This is a genomic window from Janthinobacterium sp. UMAB-56, assembly GCF_900095265.1.
Lineage (GTDB): Bacteria > Pseudomonadota > Gammaproteobacteria > Burkholderiales > Burkholderiaceae_D > Janthinobacterium.
In genome coordinates this window covers 140091-164749 of record NZ_LT607661.1, presented here as the reverse complement: position 1 = coordinate 164749, position 24659 = coordinate 140091, and the positions used below count along the sequence as shown (strand labels likewise).

At 62.3% G+C, this 24659-nt stretch carries 23 protein-coding genes; 9 read left to right on the top strand and 14 right to left on the bottom strand.

Annotated features, from left to right (window positions below):
• The first annotated feature begins 121 nt into the window (after window positions 1-121).
• From prpR to K0F85_RS19360, 5 genes are all read left to right on the top strand, one after another.
• Window positions 122-1747, top strand: a complete 1626-nt coding sequence (gene prpR, locus K0F85_RS19380) for a propionate catabolism operon regulatory protein PrpR (RefSeq protein ID WP_219117577.1) — start codon at window positions 122-124, stop codon at window positions 1745-1747.
• Window positions 1748-1771: 24 nt separating this feature from the next.
• Window positions 1772-2704, top strand: coding sequence for a phytanoyl-CoA dioxygenase family protein (locus tag K0F85_RS19375; RefSeq protein ID WP_219117576.1), 933 nt, complete (start codon window positions 1772-1774; stop codon window positions 2702-2704).
• A 90-nt stretch (window positions 2705-2794) separates the two neighbouring features.
• Window positions 2795-3667, top strand: a complete 873-nt coding sequence (locus tag K0F85_RS19370) for an alpha/beta fold hydrolase (RefSeq protein WP_219117575.1) — start codon at window positions 2795-2797, stop codon at window positions 3665-3667.
• Window positions 3668-3670: 3 nt separating this feature from the next.
• Window positions 3671-4729 carry a sensor histidine kinase gene (locus K0F85_RS19365; RefSeq protein WP_257572890.1) on the top strand — a complete coding sequence of 353 codons (1059 nt, stop codon included), beginning with the start codon at window positions 3671-3673 and terminating at the stop codon, window positions 4727-4729.
• Entirely contained in the window at window positions 4726-5445 is a 720-nt protein-coding gene (locus tag K0F85_RS19360) for a LytTR family DNA-binding domain-containing protein (RefSeq protein WP_219117574.1), read from the top strand. Before K0F85_RS19365 ends, K0F85_RS19360 begins: the two co-directional genes overlap by 4 nt.
• Before the next feature lie 5 nt (window positions 5446-5450).
• Here K0F85_RS19360 and K0F85_RS19355 read toward each other — a convergent pair whose 3' ends face one another.
• The 3 genes from K0F85_RS19355 to clpS form a co-directional block, all read right to left on the bottom strand.
• A complete protein-coding gene (locus K0F85_RS19355) occupies window positions 5451-8816 on the bottom strand; it encodes a S41 family peptidase (RefSeq protein WP_219117573.1) in 3366 nt (1121 codons plus the stop codon).
• 297 nt (window positions 8817-9113) lie between these two features.
• Window positions 9114-11414: an ATP-dependent Clp protease ATP-binding subunit ClpA gene (gene clpA / locus K0F85_RS19350; RefSeq protein ID WP_219117572.1), complete on the bottom strand. Its 2301-nt coding sequence runs from the start codon at window positions 11412-11414 to the stop codon at window positions 9114-9116.
• Window positions 11411-11713 (bottom strand): ATP-dependent Clp protease adapter ClpS, encoded by a 303-nt coding sequence (gene clpS, locus K0F85_RS19345; protein ID WP_096234388.1) that lies wholly within the window; start codon window positions 11711-11713, stop codon window positions 11411-11413. Before clpS ends, clpA begins: the two co-directional genes overlap by 4 nt.
• 321 nt (window positions 11714-12034) lie before the next feature.
• Here clpS and K0F85_RS19340 point away from each other — a divergent pair, with 321 nt between their 5' ends.
• The gene (locus K0F85_RS19340; protein ID WP_010395943.1) at window positions 12035-12238 is read left to right on the top strand and encodes a cold-shock protein; all 204 of its coding nucleotides are present in this window, start codon (window positions 12035-12037) and stop codon (window positions 12236-12238) included.
• Window positions 12239-12327: 89 nt separating this feature from the next.
• Here the strand turns inward: K0F85_RS19340 and icd are convergent, their stop codons facing one another.
• Window positions 12328-13581, bottom strand: coding sequence for an NADP-dependent isocitrate dehydrogenase (gene icd, locus K0F85_RS19335; protein WP_219117571.1), 1254 nt, complete (start codon window positions 13579-13581; stop codon window positions 12328-12330).
• Window positions 13582-13871: 290 nt separating this feature from the next.
• On the opposite strand from icd, the gene K0F85_RS19330 reads away from it, so the two are divergent.
• Window positions 13872-14435, top strand: a complete 564-nt coding sequence (locus K0F85_RS19330) for a pseudouridine synthase (protein WP_219117570.1) — start codon at window positions 13872-13874, stop codon at window positions 14433-14435.
• 106 nt (window positions 14436-14541) lie between these two features.
• Window positions 14542-14823, top strand: coding sequence for a hypothetical protein (locus K0F85_RS19325; RefSeq protein ID WP_219117569.1), 282 nt, complete (start codon window positions 14542-14544; stop codon window positions 14821-14823).
• 231 nt (window positions 14824-15054) lie between these two features.
• On the opposite strand, the gene rpsT is transcribed toward K0F85_RS19325, so the two are convergent.
• Window positions 15055-15321 (bottom strand): 30S ribosomal protein S20, encoded by a 267-nt coding sequence (gene rpsT / locus K0F85_RS19320; protein WP_010395935.1) that lies wholly within the window; start codon window positions 15319-15321, stop codon window positions 15055-15057.
• Window positions 15322-15618: 297 nt separating this feature from the next.
• Between rpsT and murJ the strand changes: the two genes are divergently transcribed.
• On the top strand, window positions 15619-17166 hold the full coding sequence (gene murJ / locus K0F85_RS19315) for a murein biosynthesis integral membrane protein MurJ (RefSeq protein ID WP_219117568.1): 1548 nt from the start codon (window positions 15619-15621) through the stop codon (window positions 17164-17166).
• Between the two features lie 81 nt (window positions 17167-17247).
• On the opposite strand, the gene K0F85_RS19310 is transcribed toward murJ, so the two are convergent.
• The 9 genes from K0F85_RS19310 to K0F85_RS19270 all read right to left on the bottom strand — a co-directional run bounded on the left by K0F85_RS19310 (window position 17248) and on the right by K0F85_RS19270 (window position 24632).
• On the bottom strand, window positions 17248-18576 hold the full coding sequence (locus tag K0F85_RS19310; RefSeq protein ID WP_219117606.1) for an IS4 family transposase: 1329 nt from the start codon (window positions 18574-18576) through the stop codon (window positions 17248-17250).
• Between the two features lie 115 nt (window positions 18577-18691).
• Window positions 18692-19189 carry an FxDxF family PEP-CTERM protein gene (locus tag K0F85_RS19305; protein ID WP_219117567.1) on the bottom strand — a complete coding sequence of 166 codons (498 nt, stop codon included), beginning with the start codon at window positions 19187-19189 and terminating at the stop codon, window positions 18692-18694.
• Window positions 19190-19414: 225 nt separating this feature from the next.
• Window positions 19415-20083, bottom strand: a complete 669-nt coding sequence (locus K0F85_RS19300; RefSeq protein ID WP_257572889.1) for a type II secretion system protein — start codon at window positions 20081-20083, stop codon at window positions 19415-19417.
• A 2-nt stretch (window positions 20084-20085) separates the two neighbouring features.
• Window positions 20086-20478 (bottom strand): type II secretion system protein, encoded by a 393-nt coding sequence (locus K0F85_RS19295; protein ID WP_219117566.1) that lies wholly within the window; start codon window positions 20476-20478, stop codon window positions 20086-20088.
• 3 nt (window positions 20479-20481) lie between these two features.
• On the bottom strand, window positions 20482-20973 hold the full coding sequence (locus tag K0F85_RS19290) for a type II secretion system protein (RefSeq protein ID WP_219117565.1): 492 nt from the start codon (window positions 20971-20973) through the stop codon (window positions 20482-20484).
• Entirely contained in the window at window positions 20970-23000 is a 2031-nt protein-coding gene (locus K0F85_RS19285; RefSeq protein ID WP_219117604.1) for a secretin N-terminal domain-containing protein, read from the bottom strand. The genes K0F85_RS19290 and K0F85_RS19285 overlap by 4 nt, the downstream gene beginning before the upstream one ends.
• Entirely contained in the window at window positions 23000-23521 is a 522-nt protein-coding gene (locus tag K0F85_RS19280; RefSeq protein WP_219117564.1) for a hypothetical protein, read from the bottom strand. The genes K0F85_RS19285 and K0F85_RS19280 overlap by 1 nt, the downstream gene beginning before the upstream one ends.
• Complete coding sequence (locus tag K0F85_RS19275; RefSeq protein ID WP_219117563.1) at window positions 23518-24087, bottom strand: hypothetical protein; 570 nt, start codon at window positions 24085-24087, stop codon at window positions 23518-23520. The genes K0F85_RS19280 and K0F85_RS19275 overlap by 4 nt, the downstream gene beginning before the upstream one ends.
• A complete protein-coding gene (locus K0F85_RS19270; protein WP_219117562.1) occupies window positions 24084-24632 on the bottom strand; it encodes a hypothetical protein in 549 nt (182 codons plus the stop codon). The genes K0F85_RS19275 and K0F85_RS19270 overlap by 4 nt, the downstream gene beginning before the upstream one ends.
• Between the last annotated feature and the right edge of the window lie 27 nt (window positions 24633-24659).

The window sequence follows — 24659 nt, the reverse complement described above, 5'->3', positions numbered from 1 at the left end:
TTGCGGCGGCTTCCTGATATTCCTTGCTGGTCAGACCTGAAACACCACAGACCACTTGCAACGCGCCCGTTGCAACGCCGTTGCATGGCCAGAAAATGAAACAAATCGATTAGAATAAAGCATGCGCCGCCCTCCCCAACCTCCGCTTGACCACCGCGACAAACCCGTCATCTGGACCGTCTCCGTTTCGCGCCTGTTCGACCTGTTCCGCGACATCACGCTCGAATACGACGACCTGGCAACGATCGAACCGATCAACCTGGGCTTCGATGACGCCGTGCGCCACATCCGCGAACGCATGGCCACCGAACGCTGCGACGCCGTCATCGCGGCCGGCTCGAACGGCGCCTACCTGAAAGGCCGGCTGTCGGTGCCCGTCATCATCGCCAAGGCCAGCGGCTACGACGTGATGCAGGCGCTGGCGCGCGCGCGGCGCATCTCTCCGCACATCGGCGTGGTCACCTACCAGGACCCGATGCCGGAACTGGCCGAATTTGCCGCCACGTTCGGCTTCCCTATCTTTCAGCGCACCTACGCCACCGAGGAAGACGCGCGCGCGCAGATCAACGAACTGAAGGCAGCTGGCGTGAAGGCCGTCGTCGGCGCGGGGCTGGTGACCGACCTGGCCGAAGAGGCGGGATTGGCCGCCGTCTTCGTGTATTCGGCCACGGCCATCCGGCGCGCCTTCGACGATGCGCTGGAACTGGCGCGCCTGACCCAGATCGAATCGAACCGGGGACGGCGTGCGGTGGTGGCCGACACCCTGCGTGCGCGCCACGGCCTGCACGACCTGCGCGGCGAGTCCGAAGCGATGGAAGCGCTGCGCCAGTCGGTGGTGCTGTATGCCCGCTCGCCGGCAACGGTGCTGATTCAGGGCGAGACGGGCAGCGGCAAGGAACTGGTGGCGCAGGCGATCCACCGCGAAAGCCCGCGCAGCCTGGGGGCCAACCGGCCCTTCATCGCCATCAATTGCGGCGCCATCGCCGAGTCACTGCTGGAATCGGAACTGTTCGGCCACGAAGACGGGGCCTTCACGGGCGCGCGCCGGGGCGGCCATGCGGGTCTGTTCGAAGCGGCCAACCACGGCACCCTGTTCCTCGACGAAATCGGTGAAATGCCGCTGGCCCTGCAAACGCGCTTGCTGCGCGTGCTGGAGGAGCGCGAAGTGGTGCGCGTGGGCGGCACGCGGCCCGTCGCCATCAATGTGCGCGTCATCAGCGCCACGCACTGCAACCTGGAACAGCGTATCGGCGAAGGGCGCTTCCGCGCCGACCTGTTCTACCGCCTGGCCGTGCTGCGCCTGCATTTGCCCGCCCTGCGCGAACGCGCCAGCGATATTGCCGGCCTGACCGAATGGTCGCTGAAAAACGCGCTGGCCGCTTTGGGTGCCCGTCCGCACCCCAACCTGCACGCGGAAGTCCAGGCCTGCGCACCGCTGCTGCGCCGCTACGACTGGCCCGGCAACGTGCGCGAACTGCGCAATCTGGCCGAGCGCCTGGCGCTGTTCCTGGCCGCCGAACCGCTACAGGCGCTGACACCCGCCTTCGTGCTGGGCGTGGCGCCGGAACTTGCCAACGCTGCCGGCACGGCGATGCTACTGCCGACGGCGCCCGCCACCATCGCGCCGCGCCTGGAAGACGAAAGCGCCAGCGCAGTGCTGGCGCGTTTCGGCGGGCGCCGCGACGCCGCCGCCCATTACCTCGGCATCAGCCGCACCACCCTGTGGCGGCGCCTGCGCGCCGGCTGATTTTTCAAGCAGACCAAAAACACCATGGACGACTGGCCTCACTTGCACGATTTATGGCAGCGCTGCACGGCACACGGCAGCGCGAGCGGCAAGCTGGGACTGGCGCGCGACCAGCGGGACATCAAGGCGCTATACGCGCGTGGCATTTCGATGGAAGACGCGCTGCACTTCCTGTATCAGCAACGGCCGACCCTGCAGGCCTACAGCGACTGGATCGCCGCGCGCACGCGCCCACGCCCGGCGCATGCCGCCAGTCCCCACCAGGACGTGCTGTCCGCCGCCGAGCTGCGCCATTTTGACGAGCACGGCTATCTGGTGCTGCGCGGCGCCGTGCCGCGCGCACAATGCGCCGCCGCCCGGGCGGCCATCTGGGAGTATCTGGGCGCCTCCCCCGACGAACCGGCATCGTGGTACCAGGCGCACCCGGGCAAACGGGGCCTGATGCTGCAGTTTTCCGACCATCCGGCCCTTGAGGACAACCGCCACAGCGCGCACGTACGCCACGCCTACCGGCAGCTATACGACACTAGCACCAGCGCCGGCATCTACGCCAGCATCGACAAGGTGAGCTTCAATCCGCCGGAAACGCCGCAGCACCGTTTCCTTGGCAGCGCCCTGCACTGGGACGTCAGCCTGCAACAGCCGATTCCTTTCCAGTTGCAAGGCATGCTGTACCTGAGCGACTGTCCCGCGCAGCACGGTGCCTTTCACTGCGTGCCCGGCTTCCAGCGGCGCATGGCAAGCTGGCTGCAGCAAGTACCGCCAGGCCGCCTGCCGCGCGAATGGGCCGTCGAAGACTTGCGGCCCGTGCCCGTCGAAGGCATGGCTGGCGATTTCATCATCTGGCACCAGGCCCTGCCGCATTGCGCCACGCCCAACCGCGGCCCGGCGCCGCGCATGGTGCAATACCTGACCTACCTTCCGGAGCACCGCCAGGACCAGGATGCATGGCTCTGAACCACTCATCCCGTCCTGCCGCCGCTCATCCCGCAGCACTGGCTGCGGGGCTGCGGCGCCGCTAGCATAGTCGTCAAGGAGGAATACCCCATGAAACGAACACTGCAAACATGCATCTTGCTCAGCACCATGCTGCTGGCGGGCGCCAGCCAGGCCGCCGCACCCAAGGCCTTCACGGTCGACGTCACGGGCCAGGGCCGTCCATTGATCCTGATTCCCGGCCTGGCGTCCTCGGGCGAAGTCTGGCAAGGCACGGTGGCGCGCCTGTGCGGCCCGCAAGCCGCACGCCAATGCCACGTACTGACACTGGCCGGCTTTGCCGGCGTGGCGCCCATCGATGGCGACTTGCTGGCACAGGCCGAGCAACAGCTGGCCGACTACATCGACACCCGGAAACTGGGCCAGCCGGCCATCATCGGGCATAGCCTGGGCGGTTTCCTGGCCCTGAAAATGGCCATCGACCATCCGGCCCAAACGGGCAAGCTGCTGATCGTCGACTCGCTGCCGGCACTGGGTGCGACGCAACTGCCTTCCATCACGCGGCCGCAATTGCAAGCCATGGCTACGCAGATGCAAGCGGCCATGCGCGCGCAAGATGACGCCACTTACGCCGCCAACCAGCGCCGCGCGGTGAGCAGCATGGCCAACGCGCCGGCCGACGTGGAGCGCATCATCGGCTGGGGCCAGCGCTCGGACCGCGAAACGGTGATCAAGGCCATGGGCACCCTGATGGCCAGCGACCTGCGCCAGGACGTGGCGAAAGTGCAGTCGCCCACCCTGGTGCTGGGCACCTGGATCGCCTACAAGGATTACGCGCCGCGCACCGCCATCGAAGCGACCTTCCGGCAGCAGTATGCACAGCTGCCGGGCGTACAAGTCGCGCTGGCTGACACGGCGCGCCACTTCATCATGTACGACCAGCCGGACTGGATGGTTGCGCGCATCGAACAGTTCCTGGACTAGGCAGTGAACACGCCCTTGCACCGGCCGCCGCTGCTGGCCAGGATCAACTGGTACTGGACCTTCCAGCTGGCCGGCTGGGGCGCACTCGCCTTGTTCAACAGCGTGTATGGCGGTTCCTCGGAGTTGCGCATCGTCGTGACGATTGCCAGCTGGGGTTCGCTGGGCGGGCTGTTGCTGTCGCATTTGTGGCATGGCATCCTGCGCCGGCGCGGCTGGGCGGCGAGCGGCTTGCGATGGAAACGCATCTTGCCCTCGCTGGCCGTGCTGGCCGCCATCCAGACGGCCAGCGTGACGACCGCCTTCCACGTCATGTATCCGCCTGACGTCCTGCGCGGCCTGGCATGGCTGCCCGGCGCGTTGTTGTTCTGGTTCGGGGTATTCCTGACCTGGACGGTGTTTTACTTTACCGCGCTGTCGCTGCGGCGCGCCGCCCACCTGGAAGCGGAAACGCTGCGCCTGCAACTGCACGGGCGGGAAGCGGAACTGCGCGCGCTGCAGGCGCAAGTCAATCCGCATTTTTTCTTCAACAGCCTCAATAGCGTGCGCGCGCTGATTTTCGAAGACCGCGAAGCGGCAGCGCACATGATCGACCAACTGGCAGGCCTGATGCGCCATGCGCTGCAGTCTGGCCAGCACGCGACAGTGCCGCTGGCGGTCGAACTGGACGCCGTGCGCGCCTACCTGGCGATAGAGCAGATACGCTTCGAGGAACGCCTGCGCGTCAGCTTCGACATGGCACCCGGTACCGATCACGTGCGCGTGCCACCCATGGCCTTGCAGACGCTGGTGGAAAACGCCATCAAGTATGGCGTCGAAGCGAGCGCCAACGGCAGCGACATCCGCATCACGGCGCGGCACGCCAGCCGGGGCGAAGGCGTGGCCATGCTGCAGATCGAGGTGGCCAACACGGGCGCCTTGCGCGAACCTGGCACCTCCACCAGTGTCGGCCTGCGCAATGCGCGCCAGCGCTTGCAGCTGGCCTGCGGCGAGCACGCCAGCCTGGAACTGCGCCAGCAGGCGGGCTGGGTGTACGCCACCATATCCCTGCCGGAGCAGGCATGAACCGTCAGCCGCTCACAGTACTGCTGGTCGATGACGAGCGCCTGGCGCGTGCCGAGCTGCGGCGGTTGCTGGCGCCGCATGTGCAGCGCGGTACGGTCGACATCGTGGGCGAGGCGGCCAGCGCGGCCGACGCCATCGCGCAGATCGGCAAGCTGCGGCCCGACCTGCTGCTGCTCGACGTGCAAATGCCGGGCGGCTCCGGTTTCGACCTGTTGGCCGCCCTGGACGATGCACCCGACGTCATTTTCTGCACGGCCTTCGACCAGTACGCGCTGCAGGCGTTCGAGGTCAGCGCGCTCGACTACCTGCAAAAACCCGTGCAGGCGGCACGCCTGGCCACGGCGCTGGCGCGTGCCGGCGCGCGGGCGCAAGCCGTGCCGCCACCCGTACCGCGCAAGGTCTTCATCAAGGAGGGGGAACGCTGCTGGTTTGTCGCGTTTGACGATATCCGCCTGCTGGAATCGGAAGGCAACTACACGCGCGTGCATTTTGGCGCGCAGCGTCCGCTGATGCTGCGCACCCTGAACCAGCTGGAAGAAAAGCTCGATCCCGCCCAGTTCTTGCGCGCCAACCGGCGCCAGATCGTCAACCTGGCGCAGGTGGCGCAGCTCGCGACGAACGCCTCCGATGGCCTCGACCTGCACTTGCTGGACGGCAGCGTGGTCGAGGTATCGCGCCGCCGCGCGCAGCAGTTCAAGGCCGCCTGCGGCCTGTAAACGGACTATTTCAGCGCGGGGATCGGCTGCGGCTGGAAGGCGGGCCGCGGCTGCTCCTTGAGCTTTTTCGCCAGCATGTCGAGCGCCACTTCCAGCTGGCGGTCGGCGCCGACGAAGGTGGCGTGCGGCGGGTTCTCCACCTCCACGTCCGGCACCACGCCCACGCCTTCAATCAGCCACTGACCATCGATGCCGAACTGGCCGTTTTCCGCCACGCGCGCCATGCCGTTATCCAGCAGGCGCGTATTGTCGCTGAGCCATACGCCGGCGCCGGCCGTGCGCTTGCCCACCAGCGGCGCCAGGCCCAGGGCCTTGATGCCGGCGGCAAAGGTTTCGCCATCCGAATACGTGAGTTCATCGACCAGCACCACCAGGTGGCCGCGGAAGGTGTTCTGCATGTTCGACGACGGCTGCACGCCTGGCGGCGCCCAGTAGGCCCAAGCCTTGCGCAACAGTTTTTCGATGATCCAGCTGTCGATATTGCCGCCGTTATTGCGCCGCACGTCGATGATCAAGCCTTCGCGGTTGATGTTGGCGTAAAAGTCGCGCGCGAACGAGGCGATGTCGTTGGCGCCCATGGCGCGCAGGTGCAGGTAGCCGATGCGTCCCTGCGAGGCGGCGGCCACCTGCTCGGCGCGGCTCAGTTCCCAGTCGCCATAGCGCAGCGCCGTCTGTTTCGCCATGCTGACGGGCGTGACGATGACGGCGCGCGGTGCGTCCTTGCCCTGATTCCGCTTGACCTGCAGCAGCACCTGCTTGTCGGCCTGGTTCAGCAGCAGGTCGCTGATATCGCGCGCGGCCAGCACGTCCTTGCCGTTGACGGCCGTGATCACGTCGCCCGCCTTGACGTCCACCTCGGGGCGCGACAGGGGCGCGCGCGCCGAGGGCAGTTCCGCTTCGCTGCGGTAGACATGCTCGACCAGGTAGCCCGCGCTCGTACGCGCCAGCACGGCGCCCAGGCCCGCCGGCGTGCCTTCCTGTTCCGTGCGGCGCAATTCACCGGGACGTATCTGCGAATGCAGGGCCCCCACTTCGGCCACCATCATGCCCAGCACGTCATTGAGTTCGGCCCGGTCCGTGACCCGCTCGACCAGCGGCGCATATTTGTCGCGCGCCGCCTTCCAGTTCACGCCGCGCATCTTCGCGTCGTACAGGAAGTCGCGGTGCAAGCGCCAGGCGTCGTTGAACATCTGCTTCCATTCCAGGCGCGGATTCGACACAAACGTCCAGTCATCGACTTTGACCTTGGCCTTCGTCAGGTCAGCCGGCAGCTTGGCGCCCGCCTCGATCACCAGCATCTCGCCCGGCCCGGTGGCCGCTGCGCTGCTTGCCGTCCTGTAGTACAGATGTTTCTTGTCAAGCGCCAGGTCGAATTCGCGCACATTGGCCACCAGCAGTTCGGGCTTGGAGCCGGCATTGCCGATGGCGAGGGTCTTCAGGCTGAACTTGTTTTCGCCGCTGTCGCGCTCAAGGAAATACAAGCGCTTGTCATCCATGGCCAGCGCGCTGTAGTTGCCCGCCGCCAGCGGCACCTCATACAGGCGCTCGGCCAGTCCCTTGAAGACGACGTCCGGCAGGGTGGCAGGCGCTTTCTTGACGGCCGACTTGCCACCGGCCTTCTCCAGGGCCTTTTCCGCCGCCTGTTCGGCCGCCTTTTCATCGTCCGTTTCGGCCGGCTTGACGCCAGGGCGGCTCAATTCATCGTCGGGCTGGAACGGGAAACGATTGCCCGGCTGCAACGCCAGCGCATACACGCCGGTGCGCTTGTCGAACACGGGGCCCATGTTGCGGTCGCCCCAGGGCGAACCGTTGGCCAGCTGGAAATTGCGCGCCGACATGAAATACAGCCAGCGCCCGTCGGGCGAAAACACGGGCGAAGCTGACGTATAACGGTCGCTGGTGACGAACTGCAACTGCTTCGATGCCAGGTTGTACAGGCCGATCTGCTCGCGCTGCTCGTTGCTGGCCACGCGCACGATGGCCAGGTTGCGGCTGTCGGGCGACCATTGCACTTCCTCGTGCTTGTCCACGCCCGCCTTGCCCGCGTCATCGATCAACTGGTTGCCCTTCGTTGCCAGGTCCAGCAGCCAGAAGCGGCCTTTTTTATCCGTGTGCGCCAGCCAGCGTCCGTCCGGTGACGGATACAGCTTCCAGCGATGATTGTCGCCCTGCGTCGTCAGCTGCTCGCCCTTGCCCGAGCCATCGGCGGCGTACTTCCAGATCTCGTTTTCGCCGCTCGTGTCAACGATGGCAAAGACGGACTTTTCGTCGCTGGAAAAGACGGCATCGCGCGCCCGCGCCCCTTCGGGAATGGCGATATCGACGCGGCGCTGGCTGCCTGTGCCGGCGATGCTGACGCGCCCCCTTGCCGTGAGGATAATGCGTTCATCCTTGCCCGACACCTGGACGTTGCTCAAGGTATCGAGCGGCGAGCGGATCTGGCGCGCGCGCTGCTGGTCGAAGTCGGAAACGAGGCTGATGGCCAGCGGCTGCGAGGCGCCCTTTGCCGGAGCGTTCAAGTCGAGCACATGCAAATCGGCGCCCAATTGATAGACGACCTTGCCATCGCCGAGGGAGGCATTGCGCACGTCCCACTGCGTGTGGAACGTCAGCGCGCGGCGGTCGGAGCCGTCGGGCAGCATGCTCCACAGATTGTCGCTGCCGCCCTCGTCGCTGATGTAGACCACGCGGCCCTGCCACCACATGGGGCGCTTATTGTTGCCAGCCAACACGGCAGGCTGCGTGTGCATGCGTACGGCCTCGCCCTTGCCGGCCAGGTCATAGCGCCACAGGGTGGCATGCGCGCCGCCCCGGTAGTTGCGCACATTGTCGTTGGTCATGGCCAGGCCGAAACGCGTGAAGAACAGCGTCTTGCCCGCGTCGTCCAGCACGGCGTCGTTGGCGTCGGCCACGGGAAATACGCGACGCGTCTGTTTCACGGGATCGATGGCGGCGACGATGCGGCGCGAGGCGGGACCGTCCGTGTTTTGCGTGCTGACCAGCACTTCACCCTGCGCCGTCCAGCCCAGCACCAGCACGCCGCCATTGTCATACGAAATACGGCGCGGCAAGCCGCCGGCCAGCGGCATCACATACGCTTCCTGCGCCCCTTCGTAAGCGGCGGAAAACGCCAGCCACTGGCCATCGCGCGAAATCGCCGCGTTCGTTTCATAGCCGGGATGCGTGGTCAAACGCTGCGCCGCGCCACCGCGCACGCTGCTTTTCCACAAATCACCTTCGGCAGTGAAGACGACGGTATCGCCGCGCACGGCAGGAAAGCGGAAATAGCTGCCGGCAGTTGCGGAGGCAGCGGCGCTGTCCAGCAGGCCAGCGGACAACAGAAGGAAGGCAAGACTACGGGAAATTTTCATGTGGGCATCCAGATAACGGTCAGGGCGATGAGATGGCATGGACATCATGTCGATACCGGACAGCAATTCTGGCATAAGCGCGGCCAAAGAAAACCTTCTTTATTGCCCACAAAAACGTAAAAAAACCCGCGCCACTTGCGTGGGGCGGGTTTCTTGACAAGAGCAGAAACGCTCTGAACGCCGAACAAAACCGTAGCGAGCGGCAGCGAGTTGCGGCCGAGAAGCGGAACTGTGCAAGAGCACAGTGAGCATCGGAGGCCGCAAATCGCGACGCGCAGTAGGTTTGCTTCGGTGTTCTTATTCCACTTCCACCGTTTCCGGTGCTGCCGTCGGCGCCGCGTCAGGCGGCTCGGGGAATTCCAGCAAGACCTGGTCCTTGTCGTCGAGGTCGACGGTGACCCGTCCGCCGGTGACCAGGCGACCGAACAGCAGTTCGTCTGCCAGGGCCTTGCGGATCATGTCCTGGATCAAACGCGCCATCGGCCGCGCGCCCATCAGCGGATCGAATCCTTTCTTGCCAAGGAAAGCGCGCAGCTTCTCGGTAAACACGGCTTCGACCTTTTTCTCGTGCAACTGTTCTTCCAGCTGCATGAGGAACTTGTCGACCACGCGCAGGATGATGTCCTGGTCCAGCGCGCGGAAGCTGATGGTCGCATCGATACGGTTGCGGAACTCCGGCGTAAACATGCGCTTGATGTCGGCCATCTCGTCGCCAGCCTGCTTCGAATTGGTAAAGCCGATCGACGTCTTTTGCAAGCTTTCCGCCCCCGCATTGGTCGTCATGATGATGATCACGTTGCGGAAATCGGCTTTGCGGCCATTGTTGTCCGTCAAGGTACCGTGATCCATCACTTGCAGCAGGATATTGAAAATGTCCGGATGGGCTTTTTCAATTTCATCGAGCAGCAAGACCGCATGCGGCTTCTTGGTGATCGCTTCCGTCAGCAAGCCGCCCTGGTCGAAACCGACGTAACCCGGTGGCGCGCCGATCAAGCGGCTGACGGCGTGGCGTTCCATGTATTCCGACATGTCGAAACGGATCAGCTCGATACCGAGGATGAAGGCCAGCTGTTTCGCCACTTCGGTCTTGCCGACACCGGTCGGACCGGAGAACAGGAAGGAGCCGATCGGCTTGTCCGTCTTGCCCAGGCCGGCACGCGCCATCTTGATGGCCGAAGCCAGCGCATCGATAGCCGGGTCTTGCCCGAACACGACATTGCGCAAGTCGCGGTCTATCGTTTGCAGCTTGCTGCGGTCGTCCTGGTTGACCGTTTGCGGCGGAATACGCGCGATCTTGGCGATGATGTCCTCGATCTCGGCCTTGCCGATGGTTTTCTTTTGCTTCGACTTCGGCAAGATGCGCTGCGCCGCGCCCGCTTCATCGATGACATCGATCGCCTTGTCGGGCAGGTGACGGTCGTTGATGAAGCGCGCCGCCAGTTCAGCCGCCGTCGACAGGGCCGACGCCGAGTATTTCACGCCGTGGTGCTCTTCGAAGCGCGATTTCAAGCCGCGCAAGATCTGCACGGTTTGCTCGACGGTCGGCTCATTGACGTCCACTTTCTGGAAGCGGCGCGACAAGGCATGGTCTTTTTCGAACACGCCGCGAAATTCCGTGTACGTGGTCGCGCCGATGCACTTCAATTGACCGTTGGCCAGTGCCGGCTTCAGCAGATTCGAGGCATCCAGCGTACCGCCCGACGCCGAGCCGGCACCGATGATGGTGTGGATCTCGTCGATGAACAGGATGCCGTTCGGATTGTCCTTCAATTGCTTGAGCACGGCTTTCAGACGCTGTTCGAAGTCACCGCGGTATTTGGTACCGGCCAGCAAGGCGCCCATATCCAGCGAATACACGACGGCATTTTGCAGGATTTCCGGCACATCGCTTTGCGTGATGCGGTAAGCCAGGCCTTCGGCGATGGCCGTCTTGCCCACGCCCGCCTCGCCGACCAGCAGCGGATTGTTCTTGCGGCGACGGCACAGGATCTGGATCACGCGGTCGACTTCTTCCTCGCGGCCGATCAAGGGGTCGATCTTGCCTTCTGCAGCGGCCTTGTTCAGGTTTTGCGTGAACTGGTCGAGCGGGCTTTCCTTCGGCTGGCCATCGACCGGCGCTTCTTCCACGCCTTCGGAGGCTTTCGCGCTTTCCGTCGACTGGTCCTTGCGCACCCCGTGGGAAATGAAATTGACCACGTCCAGGCGCGTCACGCCCTGCTGGTGCAGGTAGTAGACCGCATGCGAATCCTTTTCGCCGAAGATGGCCACCAGCACATTGGCGCCTGTGACTTCCTTCTTGCCATTTGAGGCGGACTGGACGTGCATGATGGCGCGCTGAATCACGCGCTGGAAACCAAGCGTCGGCTGGGTGTCGACTTCGCCCGTGCCAGGCACGGTCGGCGTGTTATCGCCGATGAAATTGGTGAGGGTCTTGCGCAGGTCTTCTATATTGACCGCGCAGGCACGCAACACCTCGGCAGCGGAGGGGTTGTCCAGCAGTGCCAGCAGTAAATGCTCAACCGTGATGAATTCGTGCCGTGCCTGCCGAGCTTCGACAAACGCCATGTGCAAACTTACTTCTAATTCCTGCGCAATCATACTTCCTCCATCACGCACTGCAGGGGATGCCCCGCCTTGCGCGCATGCGTTAAAACGAACTCCACTTTGGTACACGCTATATCTTTAGAGAACACGCCGCACACTCCTTTGCCGTAGCGATGAACACTGAGCATGATTTGCGTCGCCGTTTCACGGTCCTTGTTGAAATACTCCTCAATGATGGCCACCACAAATTCCATTGGCGTGTAATCGTCATTGAGCAAGGCCACCTGGTAGAGCGGTGGCGGCTTCAGCACTTGCCGCTCCAGCAGGGTTTCTGTGTCGTGCTTGGTTGCCATACGCTTATTCTAATGCTTTCACAGTGGTTGTCATGCGCAATATCTACGCCTTTCCAATTGTTCTCAATCTTACGCGTTTTCTTAATAGTGCGCAGATGGCGACCTTGCTGCCAAAATCAAGAGTTGCTTTTTTGGTTGCCGTGAAGAATTTGGCAATATCGATGGAAAAGCGCTTGACTTCATTATTTATTCCGCCAACAATGCTGTATCGACTGTTGCAGTAATGTACAGCTTGATAAGAAGTGAGACGTCGAGGAGGGGGCAAGAAGCTTCTTGCTTTTATGGCTCGTGTGATTTGTTTTAATTTTGAAAGTTCTTTTTATGGCAACAGGTACAGTTAAGTGGTTCAATGATTCCAAAGGTTTTGGCTTCATCACCCCAGATGACGGCGGCGAAGATTTGTTTGCTCACTTCTCCGCAATCAACATGAACGGTTTCAAGACCCTCAAAGAAGGTCAAAAAGTTCAATTCGAAGTCACGCAAGGCCCTAAAGGCAAGCAAGCTTCCAACATCCAAGCAGCCTAAGCATCGCCGGCCCTCAGATGTGAAAAACCCCGTTTTTGAGCGGGGTTTTTTTTCGTCCCCAGGATGCGCAAGGCATCCTGCCCCGGCAATTACATGTGCTCAATCATCACGTCGCCGAAACCGGAGCACGACACTTGCGTCGCTCCTTCCATCAGGCGGGCGAAATCGTAGGTGACGCGCTTCGACGCAATCGATTTCTGCATCGATGAAATGATCAGGTCGGCCGCTTCCAGCCAGCCCATGTGGCGCAGCATCATTTCCGCCGACAGGATCAGGGAACCGGGGTTCACATAATCCTTGCCCGCATACTTTGGCGCCGTGCCGTGCGTCGCTTCAAACATGGCGACGGAGTCGGACAGGTTGGCGCCCGGCGCGATGCCGATGCCGCCCACTTGCGCCGCCAGCGCATCGGAAATATAGTCGCCGTTCAAATTCAAGGTGGCAATGACGCTGTATTCGGCCGGACGCAGCAGGATTTGTTGCAGGAACGCGTCAGCGATGGAATCCTTGACGATGATGTCGCGGCCCGTTTTCGGATTCTTGAACTTGCACCACGGGCCGCCATCGATCAGTTCGGCGCCGAATTCCTTTTGCGCCAGCGCATACGCCCAGTCGCGGAAACCGCCTTCCGTGTACTTCATGATGTTGCCTTTGTGCACGATCGTCACGGATGGCTTGTCATTGTCGATCGCGTACTGGATGGCCTTGCGCACCAGGCGCTCCGTGCCTTCGATCGATACGGGCTTGATGCCCAGGCCCGACGTGGCAGGGAAGCGGATCTTGGTCACGCCCATTTCATTGATCAGGAAATCCATCAACTTCTTCGCTTCGGGCGAGCCTTGCTGATATTCGATGCCCGCGTAGATATCTTCCGAGTTTTCGCGGAAAATCACCATGTCGGTCTTTTCCGGCTCTTTCACGGGCGATGGCACGCCCGTAAAATAGCGCACGGGACGCAGGCAGACATACAAATCGAGCTGCTGGCGCAGGGCCACGTTCAGCGAGCGGATGCCGCCGCCGACGGGCGTGGTCAGCGGGCCCTTGATGGACACCACATAATCTTTCAGCACGGCCAAGGTTTCTTCCGGCAGCCACACATCGGGGCCGTACACATTCGTCGATTTTTCGCCCGCATAGATTTCCATCCAGCTGATCTTGCGCGCGCCGCCGTAGGCCTTGGCCACGGCGGCGTCGATCACCTTGATCATGACCGGGCTGATATCGATGCCCGTGCCATCGCCTTCAATGAAGGGAACGATGGGATTATCTGGTACATTCAGCGAAAAATCGGCGTTGACGGTGATTTTTTGGCCGTCAGCAGGTACAGTGATATGTTGATACATCGTGATCTCCGAAGTGGGACACACCGCTGGCGGGCAACGCAGGCCGGCGACGCGCTCTGCGGTTGCAGAGTTTACAAAAACAAGTCCGAACATGGCGGCAACAACGCACTGTAGCAGGGAAAGAACACCCGAACCATCTGCGGCATCAAAGAAGCTTCGCCATACCGCCTCAAGTCTTCTATAAGACATAAGACTAACGTTTCACATTATGCACCAGTATCTTACAGGGCGCCACGCTTTTGCGGCGCCGACCAGCAGCCACCATCGTTTGCATCAAATCCACTACCAGCATGCCACTCATCCTCTTCAATAAACCATTCCAGGTCCTGTGCCAGTTTTCGCCGCAGGATGGCCGCGCCACCCTGGCCGACCATCTCACCATCCCCGGCATTTACCCGGCCGGCCGGCTCGACGCCGACAGCGAAGGCTTGCTGCTGCTGACGGACGACGGCCGCCTGCAGCACGAGATCAGCCACCCGGACCGCAAGGAAGCGAAAACCTACCTGGTGCAGGTCGACGGCGTGCCCGATGCTGCCAGCCTGGCGCGCCTGCAGGCGCCGCTGGACCTTGGCGACTTCATCACCAAGCCCTGCAAGGCCGTGCGCATAGCCGAGCCGGACTGGCTATGGCCCCGCAATCCGCCCATCCGCGCACGTGCCGACAAACCCACCGCGTGGCTGGCGATCACCTTGAAAGAGGGAAAAAACCGGCAAGTGCGGCGCATGACGGCCGCCGTCGGCCTGCCCACCCTGCGCCTGGTGCGCAGCGCCATCGGCCCGTTTTCGCTGGCCACTCACCCGCTGATGCCTGGAGAATGGTGCGAAGTGCCGGCCGAGCAGATTGGAAAAACGTAAGTTGGTCAGGAAAAGTGGTCTCGGCGCCGAATTTTGCCAATAAGCATTATTTATTTTTAGATAATGCATTAAAATCATCCCACCTTAACATGACTAAAAAGGAAAGATGATGACAAAAGCAATCCTGGCCCTGGCTGCCTCCCTGCTTGCTGGCGCAGCACTGGCGCAATCGGGCGCCAACGTGCACGCTTCCGCCGCTACCGATGCCGTCAAGCCACCACCCGCCTCGGCTGCCAGCCATGCCTCGGCCGCCACCGACGCCGGCAAGCCGGTGCCGCCAGCGTCCGCTTCCGTCAACGCTTCGGCCGCGACCGATGCGCCGCGCCTGATTCCCCAGGCGCGCAAGACGAAGCAGCCGGCCGCTGAAGCGGGCAAGCCCGTAAAATAAGTGCGCTTGCAGGGGTTACGGCAGCAAGCATGTTGCTGTAGCCCCATGCTTTCGGCGCGGCCAGCCAGCTTGAGCAGGCGGCCGGCAACAGACCGCTGCCTGAGCTGACCGAAAACGACGCGCGCACGCGAAAAAACCCGCCAGAATGAATCTGCGGGTTTTTGCTTTTCAACCAGTGCCAGCGTACCGGCACAGGCAAGGCCACCGTGGTGGCTTGCCTGCTGGAGAATATTAAGCGGACAGTGCTTTCAAAGCAGCTGCCAGACGGCTCTTATGGCGAGCTGCCTTGTTTTTGTGGATGATCTTCTTGTCAGCGATACGGTCGATGGTCGACACGGATGCTTGGAAGATTGCAGCAGCAGCTGCCTTGTCGCCGCCCTGGATCGCTTTGCGAGCAGCTTTGATAGCCGTGCGCAAGGTCGAACGTTGGGACGAATTGTGTGCGTTTTGCTTAACTGCTTGACGAGCGCGTTTGCGCGCTTGTGCGGTATTTGCCATGGAATTTCCTAAAACAGGGTCAAAGTGCGTTTGCAAACATTAGTGTTTGCCAACCGGTGCGTTCTGTGCGTCTGCCGAACCATGTGTGCCAAACCAGTGCCTGTCAAACATTAGTGTCTGCGTAACAGAATTCTGTACAGCCTTCGATTATAGCGATATTTTCAAGCGGGGGCAAATCAAAAAACCGTGTGTGGCAGCAAAAACACCTGAAAATGGGCCTGACAAGGGCGAATCCACCGCGTTTGCTTGCATATTTTAAGCGTCTAACGGGACCGCGCCCGGCTATAATCTGCCCCCATGAACTTGCTTAAAACCCTCGCCGCCATTTCCAGCATGACCATGCTGTCCCGTGTAACCGGATTATTGCGCGAAAGCCTGTTCGCGCGCGCCTTTGGCGCCGGCGCCTACACGGACGCCTTCATTGTTGCCTTCCGCATTCCCAACCTGTTGCGGCGCTTGTTTGCCGAGGGCGCGTTCTCGCAAGCCTTCGTGCCGATCTTGTCTGAATACAAGAACCAGCATGGCCAGGAAGCGAGCAAGCAATTGGCCGACCATGTGGCCACGACGCTCGTCTGGGCCACCTTGCTCGTCTCAGCCATCGGCATCGTCGGCGCGCCCTGGTTCGTCTACGTGATCGCCACCGGCCTGTCCAAGGACCCGGGCGCCTTTGACGCGGCCGTATGGATGACCCGGCTGATGTTCCCTTATATTAGCTGCATGTCCTTCGTCGCCCTGGCCGGCGGCATTTTGAATACCTGGCGCGAATTCAAGATTCCCGCGTTTACGCCTGTCCTGCTGAACCTGTCGTTCATCGCCGCCTCGCTATTTCTTGCGCCCCACTTGAAACAGCCGATCTACGCCATGGCCATTGCCGTGTTCGCCGGCGGCCTGCTACAGGTGGCCATCCAGATTCCTGCGCTGATCAAGATTGGCATGCTGCCGCGCCTGTCGATCAATCCCGCCATCGGATTGTCCGACGGTGGCGTGCGCCGCGTGCTGAAAAAGATGGGCCCTGCCGTGTTCGCCGTCTCGGCAGCGCAGATCAGCCTGATGATCAATACCAGCATCGCGTCGCGCCTGATGGAGGGCAGCATTTCCTGGCTATCGTATGCGGACCGGCTGATGGAATTCCCTACCGCCATGCTGGGCGTGGCCCTGGGCACCATCTTGCTGCCCAGCCTGTCGAAGGCGAATGTGGACGGCGACAAGACGGAATACTCGGCCCTGCTGGACTGGGGCTTGCGCCTGACTTTCCTGCTGGCCCTGCCCGCCGCCGTCGGCATGGCAACCCTGGCCACGCCGCTGATTGCCACCCTCTTTCACTATGGCAAGTTCACGGCCGAATCCGTCAGTATGTCGACGCAGCCCCTTGTGGCCTACAGCCTGGGCCTGATCGGCATTATCTTGGTAAAAACCCTGGCGCCCGCGTTTTATGCGCGCCAGGACATCCGCACGCCCGTGAAAATCGCCATCGGCGTGCTGATCGCCACGCAGCTGATGAATCTGCTGTTCGTGCCCTACATCGCCGTGGCAGGCCTGGCCCTGTCGATCGGCCTGGGCGCCTGCCTGAACGCCAGTTTCCTGTACTGGGGCTTGCGCAAGCGCGGCATCTACCAGCCGAAACCGGGCTGGGCCAAATTCTTCCTGCGCCTGCTGCCGGCACTCATCGTGATGGGGGGCGTAGCCTATTTTGGCGCCATGCGCATCGACTGGATCGCCATGCAAGCCCAGCCGCTGTTGCGCGCTGGCGCGCTGGGCCTGGTCGTGGCCGTGTGCGGCGTGGCGTACTTTGCCACCCTGTTCCTCGTTGGCTTCCGCTTCCGCGACTTCAAGCGCCACGCGTGACAATTGCTGCAGGACGTTGTTGCCGGCGTCCCGCCGCACTGAAGACAGACGAAAAAAAACCCGCCGAAGCGGTAATGCCGTTCAGTTAAGGGGTTTTCGCAAGACCCGGATGGCGTAACGCTTTGGTGTAGCTTTGACGGCCCGATCGTATTTTCGATCGGGCCGTTCGTCATTCAGAAGGCTAACCAGCCTTTCGCGCAGGTGCTTCATTGAAGCTGGCAGTTTGCCGTAAGATCTGGTGACCGCAGCCCAGTGAAGCTCAAACTGTATCAAGTGGAATGCACGAATGAAGCTAACTTCGGTAGGTTCGCATTTGACGGTTAAAGCTGCCTTGGCAATCTCGAGCCGGATGAGGTTGTAGGCAATCAGCGTCCCCCATATTTCCTGATAGACGCCTTCTGCCGTTTTTGAACGCAAGGTTAGTGCTGTCCCCAGCATGGTCTGTTTGAGTTCTCGGTAACTCGTCTCGATACCCCAGCGGCGCTTATAGCAACTGGCAATATCGGCCGGCGTGTAGCGGCGGCGCTCTTGCAGCGAGGTCAGTAGTACGCGTTCGCGCCCCTGTGGATCAACGATGGTAATGGCACGCGCCTCCCAGAATTCAGGTAACGCAGCACACTTGGCCCGTGCTTGCGGCGACACCCGCATCCGCACGGTGCAATCGTTCTCGTCGCCTTCAACCACTTCCCATCGGGTATTTGATTTTGCAGGTATGATGAAGTGGCGGTCCGTACCGTTTTGCGTCAATCCGCACAGGATTTCTGCCGACAAGAAGCCACGGTCGAAGACGGTGAGCGATGCATTTGGTACATCGGCGATCAGCTGCTTCGCGTACAGCATTTCATTGGTCCCATAGGGGCCAAATGCGGCACTGTGAACAATGTGCGTCGGTAGCGCGGTCAATGTCACGCCGCGCACCTGCGGATAGCTGGCGACAGCGCCGCTGGGGTAAAGTTGTGCACCAAAATGCTCACGATTCTCGGCAGTATCGTGGGCGCGTAACGTCGTTCCGTCCATCGCAAACAGTTGCAGCCCTTTGAAGAGATAGGCGCGCCGATCCTGACTGTTCCAATGCCGCGCAGAATGATCAAACAGCCACTTCAGGCGATCGGGACCTAGCCGCTGGCGTGCCTGAGCTGCAGCGCTCTTGCTGACAAACGGTACTTGGGAGTCAGGCAGAGCCAGACCGAGATCATCGAGCACCTCGCTGATAGACTTGTGTCGATACAGCGCCAACGCTACCATCAGCCAGACAACCTGCTCCGCTGGCAGCTGCCGATGCCGGATGCTGGTCGCCTCCGTGCGTTGAACAGCTTCTTCGATCCATTCAACGGGCAAGTGTTCTCCTAATCGGCGCCAGTCGGGCGACTCAAGGTGGTTTGCCAGGAAATGGAGAGTATCGTCGAACATCGCGACGAAGGTTAACAGCAATCTGTTACGTTTACAACCATAAAATAAAAATGCCGTTCAGTCTTAACTGAACGGCATTACGCCGAAGCGGGTTTTTTTTCGTTGCGGCGAAAGCTTAGGCAGCTTTCTTGGCGCGACGGCGTGCCACGGCGCCAACCAGCGCCAGGCCACCCAGCAGCATGCCGTAGGTTTCTGGTTCTGGTACTGGCAGGGCCGAGACGGAACCCAGGTAAGCTGCATTTTTCAGGCCCGTCAAGCCCGTCACGTGCACGGTGTACGAACCGGCGCCCAGCTGGCCATCCCAGCTCAGGCTTTGGATACCAGCGGAGCTGGTGTTGGTCAGATTGCCGTAACCCAGCAAAGTGGCCGAAAAATCCTTGATAGCGCCTTCGACTACGGAAAACGTTTGCAGTGCGCCAAACGAAGTCGACGATGGCGTAATCAGTTTGAAGGTCCAGAAATCGTCAACCGCGCTGTTAGCGGCAAACTTGGTGGTGATGGCCGACAGGGTGTCCGAACCGGTTGGGTCCAGGATACCCAGGTCGTAGGTTGCTGCCGACGCGCTGAACGATGCTGCTGCCAAGATGCCTGCAGCGATAAATTTCAATTTCATAGTTTATCCCTTAAAAAGTAATTTATGGCTGCAATACGCAGGCCACCAATAGTTTTAGTACCGGAAGTACTAAAGAGAATGGTAGCATAAATGCATTGAATTACTTATAAATATTTTATCTAAGTTTCATTAGTTGTAACTATTTTCGAAATGAAATATTTGCCAGTATCGATGAATTTCCGCTAAAAAATAGTTGCCAGTGAATTCATCTATTTTTCCCACGCTTTACGGCAAAACCACCGGATTGGCACTGTCTTCAGGGAGATTTTGCGCTTCAGACGGTTCAACTGGCTCAGGCGCTATCCGTTCTTGCGCAGGAGCAATAGGCTCGGAAAACAACGGTTGCGCCCGCACGCCAGGTGTGCTGGCCGCTTGATCGCCTTCCGGCACGGTGGCAGGTCCCGCTGACTGCATGGATGATGCCCTGGCATCGACCATGAAGTGCCACTCCGAGAAATGCGCCCTGCCTTCCAAACCGGCGTAACGGGCTTCGAAATTGCCAACCTTTAATGGCGCCGCCTGCGACAGGCTGTGCACACCGATGATGCCCTGGCTACCGGGCTGTAACAGCAAGCCCCATTCGGCGCGGCCCGTGATGGGATCGACAAACAGCTTGCGCAAATGTCGGCGCACTTGCGGAAAGCGGGGATCGCGCAGCAAGGCGGCCAAGGTCAAAGGCTGTTGCGGCTGGCCCGGCGGCGTGGCGGCCGCATAGCTGTACAGGGCATCGGAAAACTGGGCGCCGATGTCGAGCAATTCCTGCTCGGCCGCCTGGCGCTGCAGCAAGGAACCCATCTTCAGCCCGGCCGCCCCCACCAGGCCCAGGATGGCCACCAGGATGATCAGGCCCAGGTAAGTAAAACCGCGCTGACGGTGCGCAGAACGGGGCATCATTGCTACCAGTCCGCAAACGGCGTGCCGCTGCGGTCCTTGCCGGGCGCGCCGCTTTTCACGTCATACACCTGGCCCGGCGTGTCGTCGGGCGGCGGCACGATGAGCCAGCTGCTGTCGCTGTCCGTGATGGGATCGATGGGCATGGCGCGCAGGTATTTCTTGTCCACCAGTTGCTCAAGGCTATCAGGATAGCGCCCCGTATCGCCGTAGTACTGGTCGACGGTGGCACGCAAATTGCGCAGGTTGTCTGCCAGCACGGTTTCCTTCGCCTTGTCGAGGCTGGGAAAGTAGCGGGGCACGGCCAGGGTCAGCAGCAGCGCCACGATACCTAGCACTACCAGCAATTCGATCAGGGTAAAGCCGCGCGTGCGGTGAGGGGCGTTTTCAGCGGGCATGGTTCACCATAGACGGTAAGGCACGTTGTTCAAGCCGGTCTTGCCCGACGTGGAATACACATCGTAGACATCGTCGCCTTCGCGCGGCTCGGCCGCTTCGCTGGCATAGCTGCGCTTGCCCCACGTTTGCGCATCGCTCAGGCCCGCGTCCGCGTTGAACGGGTCACGCGGCACGCGGCGCAGAAAAAACAGCTTGCTGCGCTTCGGGTTGCGCTGGTCCGGCACGCCCTCGGCCAGCAGCTCCAGGCTTTTCGGGTAGCCGCTGGCATCGGGCGCCCGCACGATGCGGCCCTCGTCACCGGCCCGTTTATAGGCGTCGAGGCCCTGGCGTATCTCGCGCAGCGCGCGCCGCAATTCCTGCTCCTGGCGCCGCTGCACCGTGACCTGCGTAACGGGGATCACCAGGGTGGCCAGCACGCCCAGGATGGCCAGGGTCACCAGCAGTTCGATCAGTGTGAAGCCACCCTGTCCACCCTGCGCATGCACCAGTCTCATTTGGCGACCGGCACCGGCTGGCTCGATGACAGCGGCAAGGGCGCCGCCTGCATCGGCACGGGCTGACCCGATGATATCGGCAAAGGCGACGCGGCCGGCTCGGGCGACGGAGACACTTCGGGCGCCGGCACCGTTTGCGGCAATGTCTGCGGCAGGGTCGATGGCACTTGGCCCGGCGTCATCAGCGGCTGCGGGGGCGCCGGCTGCATGCCGACGGCCGCCGGGCCGGAGCGCACCATCACGGTGCCGGGCATCTGCGTGGCTGCCTTGGCCGCCATGTCGGGACGGCGGCGGAAGCTGCCTTCCGTGCCGGCGGAAAATTCCGATTCCTTCGCCTCCGGACGCTGCACCGTCCGCACCAGGTGCGGCGTGATCGACAACACGATTTCCGTCTTCTGGCTATCGTCCTTGCTGCTGCCGAACAGACGTCCCAGCACGGGGATGTCACCCAGGCCCGGCACCTTGTTGCCCGAGCTGCGCTCTTCATTGTTGATCAGACCCGCCAGCACCTGGTTTTCGCCATCCTTCAATTGCAGCATGGTCGAGGCCTGGCGCGTGCCAATCTGGTACAGGGTCGAGCCGCTCCTGGTGGTGGTGGCCGTCCCCAGGTTGCTCACTTCGAGCGAAATGCGGATACCCACCTCATTGTTCAAATAAATGGTCGGCTCGGCGTTCACCGTCAGGCCCACGTCCAGGTAGCTGATGGATTCGGAAGCGAAGCCGCCCGTGCCCGGTGAAATCGTGGTGGTCACCACCGGCACCCTGTCGCCGATGACGAACTTCGCCTTTTCCCGGTTGCGCACGCGGATGCGCGGATTGGCCAGGATGTTCGCGTCGCCATCCGTCTTGTTGATGTTGGCCGTCACGGACAGGTCGCTCACGCCGATGCTGCGCTGGTTCAGATTATTCAGATCATTGATGGTCAGGCCCGTGCCGCCCGAAGTGCTGAGCGGCGTCAGGGTAAGGCCCTTCGGCCAGGCCACGCCCAGTTCCAGCAGGCGGCTACGCTTGACTTCGAGGATTTCCAGCTCCAGCACCACTTCGGCCTCGGGCACGTCCTGCAGCGCGATCAGGCGCTCGGCCAGGCGGATCGCCTCGGGCGTGTCGCGCACGATGACGAGGTTGAGCTTTTCATCGGCCACCACGTCGCGCGTCTTCAAGATGGTCTTGAGCGTATTGGCCACCTGCTTGGCGTCCGCGTTCGCCAGGAAGAACGTCTTTACCAGCACTTCCTGGTATTCCTTCAGCTTGGCCGCCACGTTCGGATAAATCAGAATCGTGTTCGCATCCATCACCTGTTGCTCCAGTTGGTTCGTCACCAGCAGGAAGTAGACGGCTGATTCGACCGTGCTGTTTTTCAGGAAGATCGAGGTTTTCGCATCCGCCTTGACGTCCTTGTCGAAGACGAAATTGAGGCCGGAACGGCGCGCGATCAGCTCGAACACCTGCTTTAACGGCGCATCGCGAAACTCGATCGTGATCGGCTGCTTGTACGATTTTGCCAGGCCCGATTCGACCACGGGCGGCGCCGTCTTTTCATCGACCTCGCGCAGCAGCGCGCGCGCGCCCGCATGCTTGGGCTGCTCGGTGAGGATGGCATTCAGGCGCTGGCGCGCCGGGTCGTAGCGCTTGGCCTCGATATCCTTCTGCGCTTCGGCCAGCAGCTTGCCCTGGCGCTGCTCGCGTTCAAGCGCGCGCAAGCCGCTGTTGGCGCGCTCGTTCTGTGCATCGATTTCCAGCACGCCCATGAAAGAGGCGCGCGCCAGCTCGCCCTGCCCCGCCAGCGCCTGACGCTCGGCCTGCTGCAAGCGGCTGCTAGTGGCCCGGTCGCGCGCCTGCAGATAGGCGCTGCGGTATTGCGCATTGCCGGGGTCCTGCTGCAGCGCTTCCTGCAGCTTTTGCAGGCCGGCCGGGATTTGATCTTGCGCAAGCAGCTCGCGCCCGTCGCGGTAAGCTTGCTGCCCGGCGCAGCCGGACAGCAGCACCAGCAGCGCCAGCAACGGCGCCGATGAAAAGGAACGAGACATCACTCGAGTACTCCAATGTTGAGCTGCTGAACCTGGTTCAACGGCAGATAAGTGAGCGTCATGACAGGCGGCGCGATGGTCACGACCTTGTAGGCGCCATCGATGACGGTATTGACGCGCACGATGTACGTCTTGTCGGCGCGCGACAAAAACACTTCCCAGGCGCCGTCTGCGGCCGCCTTGCCCAGGTAGACGAAGGGCAGCGGCGGCGCCATCGGCGGCGCTGGTGGCGGCGCGGCGGTCAGCGCCATTTTCGGCGGCGGCGGATTCCAGTTCTGGCTCTGGAAGACGCCATCGGCGCCGCCAAAGGTCTCGCCCTCCTCGCCCGCCACCTCGCTGCGCGGCAGCAGGGCCAGGATGGCCGGCTGCCCGGCCTGCGGCCTGGCCCCCGCATGGCGCGCCGGCGCGACGGCCCGCTCGACCGCTTCAGCCACCTCGGCCACAGGCTGGCGCTCGCCGAACAACAGCAAGGCGCCCGCGCCCAGCACGCCGGCCAGCATGAGACTATGGCGCGGGGTCATGGTGCCTCTCCCGCGCTGTCAGTCAAATAAAAGGTCAGGCGCAAGCGCGCTTCAAGTTGCGTATCGGCGATCTGTTCGCGGCGAAAACTCAGTTCGTCGAGCGAGGCGAATGGGGCGGCGCGCAACGCCTGCAGCGCGAACTGCCACACGGCCGCATAACTGCCCTTCAGCGGCAAGGTCACCTGCCAGGTGGCGACCCGGCTGGCCTTGTCGTAGCCGCTCTTGTATTCACCTTGCGCCAGCAGCAAGCCGTTCTTCGCGGCCAGGTCGAACAGCTGCTTGACCTGCTGCTCCGCGTGGCGCTGCTGTCCCAGGGCGGCATAAAAGCGCGCCAGGTTTTCGCTGGCTGTCGCCGGCGCCGCTGGGGCTGCAGCCGCCACGGCCAGCGATGGCTGCGGCAGGGGCCGCGCTTCCAGCTGCGCCGCCACGGCCCGCTGTTGCCAGGCCCAGACCCAGGCAGCAGCACCCAGCACGAGCAGGGCCACGGCCAGGCAGGCGGGCGCGCCCAGGCGGCGCAACAGCAGTTGCGCGCGCAGGCGCAAGACATGGATGTCGATGGCCATCATGGCGAGCCCCAGCGCGCTTCAAGCTGGAAGCGCAAGGGTTTGTTTGGATCGAGCGCGTTGATTTCATGGCGCAGCAGCTGCACCCTGGCGCCAAACAGTTCCTGCTGCTTCAATTGCGCGATGTAGCTCACCATGGCATCGCTGCCGCTCGTCTCGGCTGTAATCTTCAGCACGCGCTTGCGCGCGTCCGGCTCCAGCGCCAGCAGTGCGATTGTGGGCGGCGTGGCGCTCGCCAGCGCATCCTGCAAGTCGCGCCACGGCAGGTTCAATTGCAGGATGGCCGCATTCACGGCCGCCGCCTGCGCCGGCGCGATCAGCACTTGCGGTGCAGGCGCCGGCCCCTGCGTGGCTGCCATCACGCGCTGCTGCGCCAGCTGCCATTGTGCCTCGCTTGCCTGCTGGCGGCGCAGCGCGGCGCTGCCAGCCCACACTGCTGTAGCGCTCAGCACCACGCCCAGTGCCGCCGTACCCCATGCCCACGCGGGCACGCGGTACAGGCTGCGGCGCCAGTTCGGTAGCGCAAAATCGATATCCAGGCGCGTCATGCCACGCCTCCGCTACGGGCCAGGCGG

Excerpts from the sequence above, each read along its gene's own strand:
- K0F85_RS19290 (WP_219117565.1), bottom strand. The coding sequence starts at position 20,973 with ATGAGACTGGTGCATGCGCAGGGTGGACAGGGTGGCTTCACACTGATC.
- prpR (WP_219117577.1), top strand. The coding sequence starts at position 122 with ATGCGCCGCCCTCCCCAACCTCCGCTTGACCACCGCGACAAACCCGTC.
- K0F85_RS19280 (WP_219117564.1), bottom strand. The coding sequence starts at position 23,521 with ATGACCCCGCGCCATAGTCTCATGCTGGCCGGCGTGCTGGGCGCGGGC.
- rpsT (WP_010395935.1), bottom strand. The coding sequence starts at position 15,321 with ATGGCAAATACCGCACAAGCGCGCAAACGCGCTCGTCAAGCAGTTAAG.
- K0F85_RS19340 (WP_010395943.1), top strand. The coding sequence starts at position 12,035 with ATGGCAACAGGTACAGTTAAGTGGTTCAATGATTCCAAAGGTTTTGGC.
- K0F85_RS19295 (WP_219117566.1), bottom strand. The coding sequence starts at position 20,478 with ATGCCCGCTGAAAACGCCCCTCACCGCACGCGCGGCTTTACCCTGATC.
- clpS (WP_096234388.1), bottom strand. The coding sequence starts at position 11,713 with ATGGCAACCAAGCACGACACAGAAACCCTGCTGGAGCGGCAAGTGCTG.
- K0F85_RS19270 (WP_219117562.1), bottom strand. The coding sequence starts at position 24,632 with ATGACGCGCCTGGATATCGATTTTGCGCTACCGAACTGGCGCCGCAGC.
- K0F85_RS19325 (WP_219117569.1), top strand. The coding sequence starts at position 14,542 with ATGATGACAAAAGCAATCCTGGCCCTGGCTGCCTCCCTGCTTGCTGGC.
- K0F85_RS19285 (WP_219117604.1), bottom strand. The coding sequence starts at position 23,000 with ATGTCTCGTTCCTTTTCATCGGCGCCGTTGCTGGCGCTGCTGGTGCTG.
- murJ (WP_219117568.1), top strand. The coding sequence starts at position 15,619 with ATGAACTTGCTTAAAACCCTCGCCGCCATTTCCAGCATGACCATGCTG.
- K0F85_RS19370 (WP_219117575.1), top strand. The coding sequence starts at position 2,795 with ATGAAACGAACACTGCAAACATGCATCTTGCTCAGCACCATGCTGCTG.
- K0F85_RS19305 (WP_219117567.1), bottom strand. The coding sequence starts at position 19,189 with ATGAAATTGAAATTTATCGCTGCAGGCATCTTGGCAGCAGCATCGTTC.
- K0F85_RS19300 (WP_257572889.1), bottom strand. The coding sequence starts at position 20,083 with ATGATGCCCCGTTCTGCGCACCGTCAGCGCGGTTTTACTTACCTGGGC.
- K0F85_RS19275 (WP_219117563.1), bottom strand. The coding sequence starts at position 24,087 with ATGATGGCCATCGACATCCATGTCTTGCGCCTGCGCGCGCAACTGCTG.
- icd (WP_219117571.1), bottom strand. The coding sequence starts at position 13,581 with ATGTATCAACATATCACTGTACCTGCTGACGGCCAAAAAATCACCGTC.
- K0F85_RS19375 (WP_219117576.1), top strand. The coding sequence starts at position 1,772 with ATGGACGACTGGCCTCACTTGCACGATTTATGGCAGCGCTGCACGGCA.
- K0F85_RS19330 (WP_219117570.1), top strand. The coding sequence starts at position 13,872 with ATGCCACTCATCCTCTTCAATAAACCATTCCAGGTCCTGTGCCAGTTT.
- K0F85_RS19355 (WP_219117573.1), bottom strand. The coding sequence starts at position 8,816 with ATGAAAATTTCCCGTAGTCTTGCCTTCCTTCTGTTGTCCGCTGGCCTG.
- K0F85_RS19360 (WP_219117574.1), top strand. The coding sequence starts at position 4,726 with ATGAACCGTCAGCCGCTCACAGTACTGCTGGTCGATGACGAGCGCCTG.
- clpA (WP_219117572.1), bottom strand. The coding sequence starts at position 11,414 with ATGATTGCGCAGGAATTAGAAGTAAGTTTGCACATGGCGTTTGTCGAA.
- K0F85_RS19310 (WP_219117606.1), bottom strand. The coding sequence starts at position 18,576 with ATGTTCGACGATACTCTCCATTTCCTGGCAAACCACCTTGAGTCGCCC.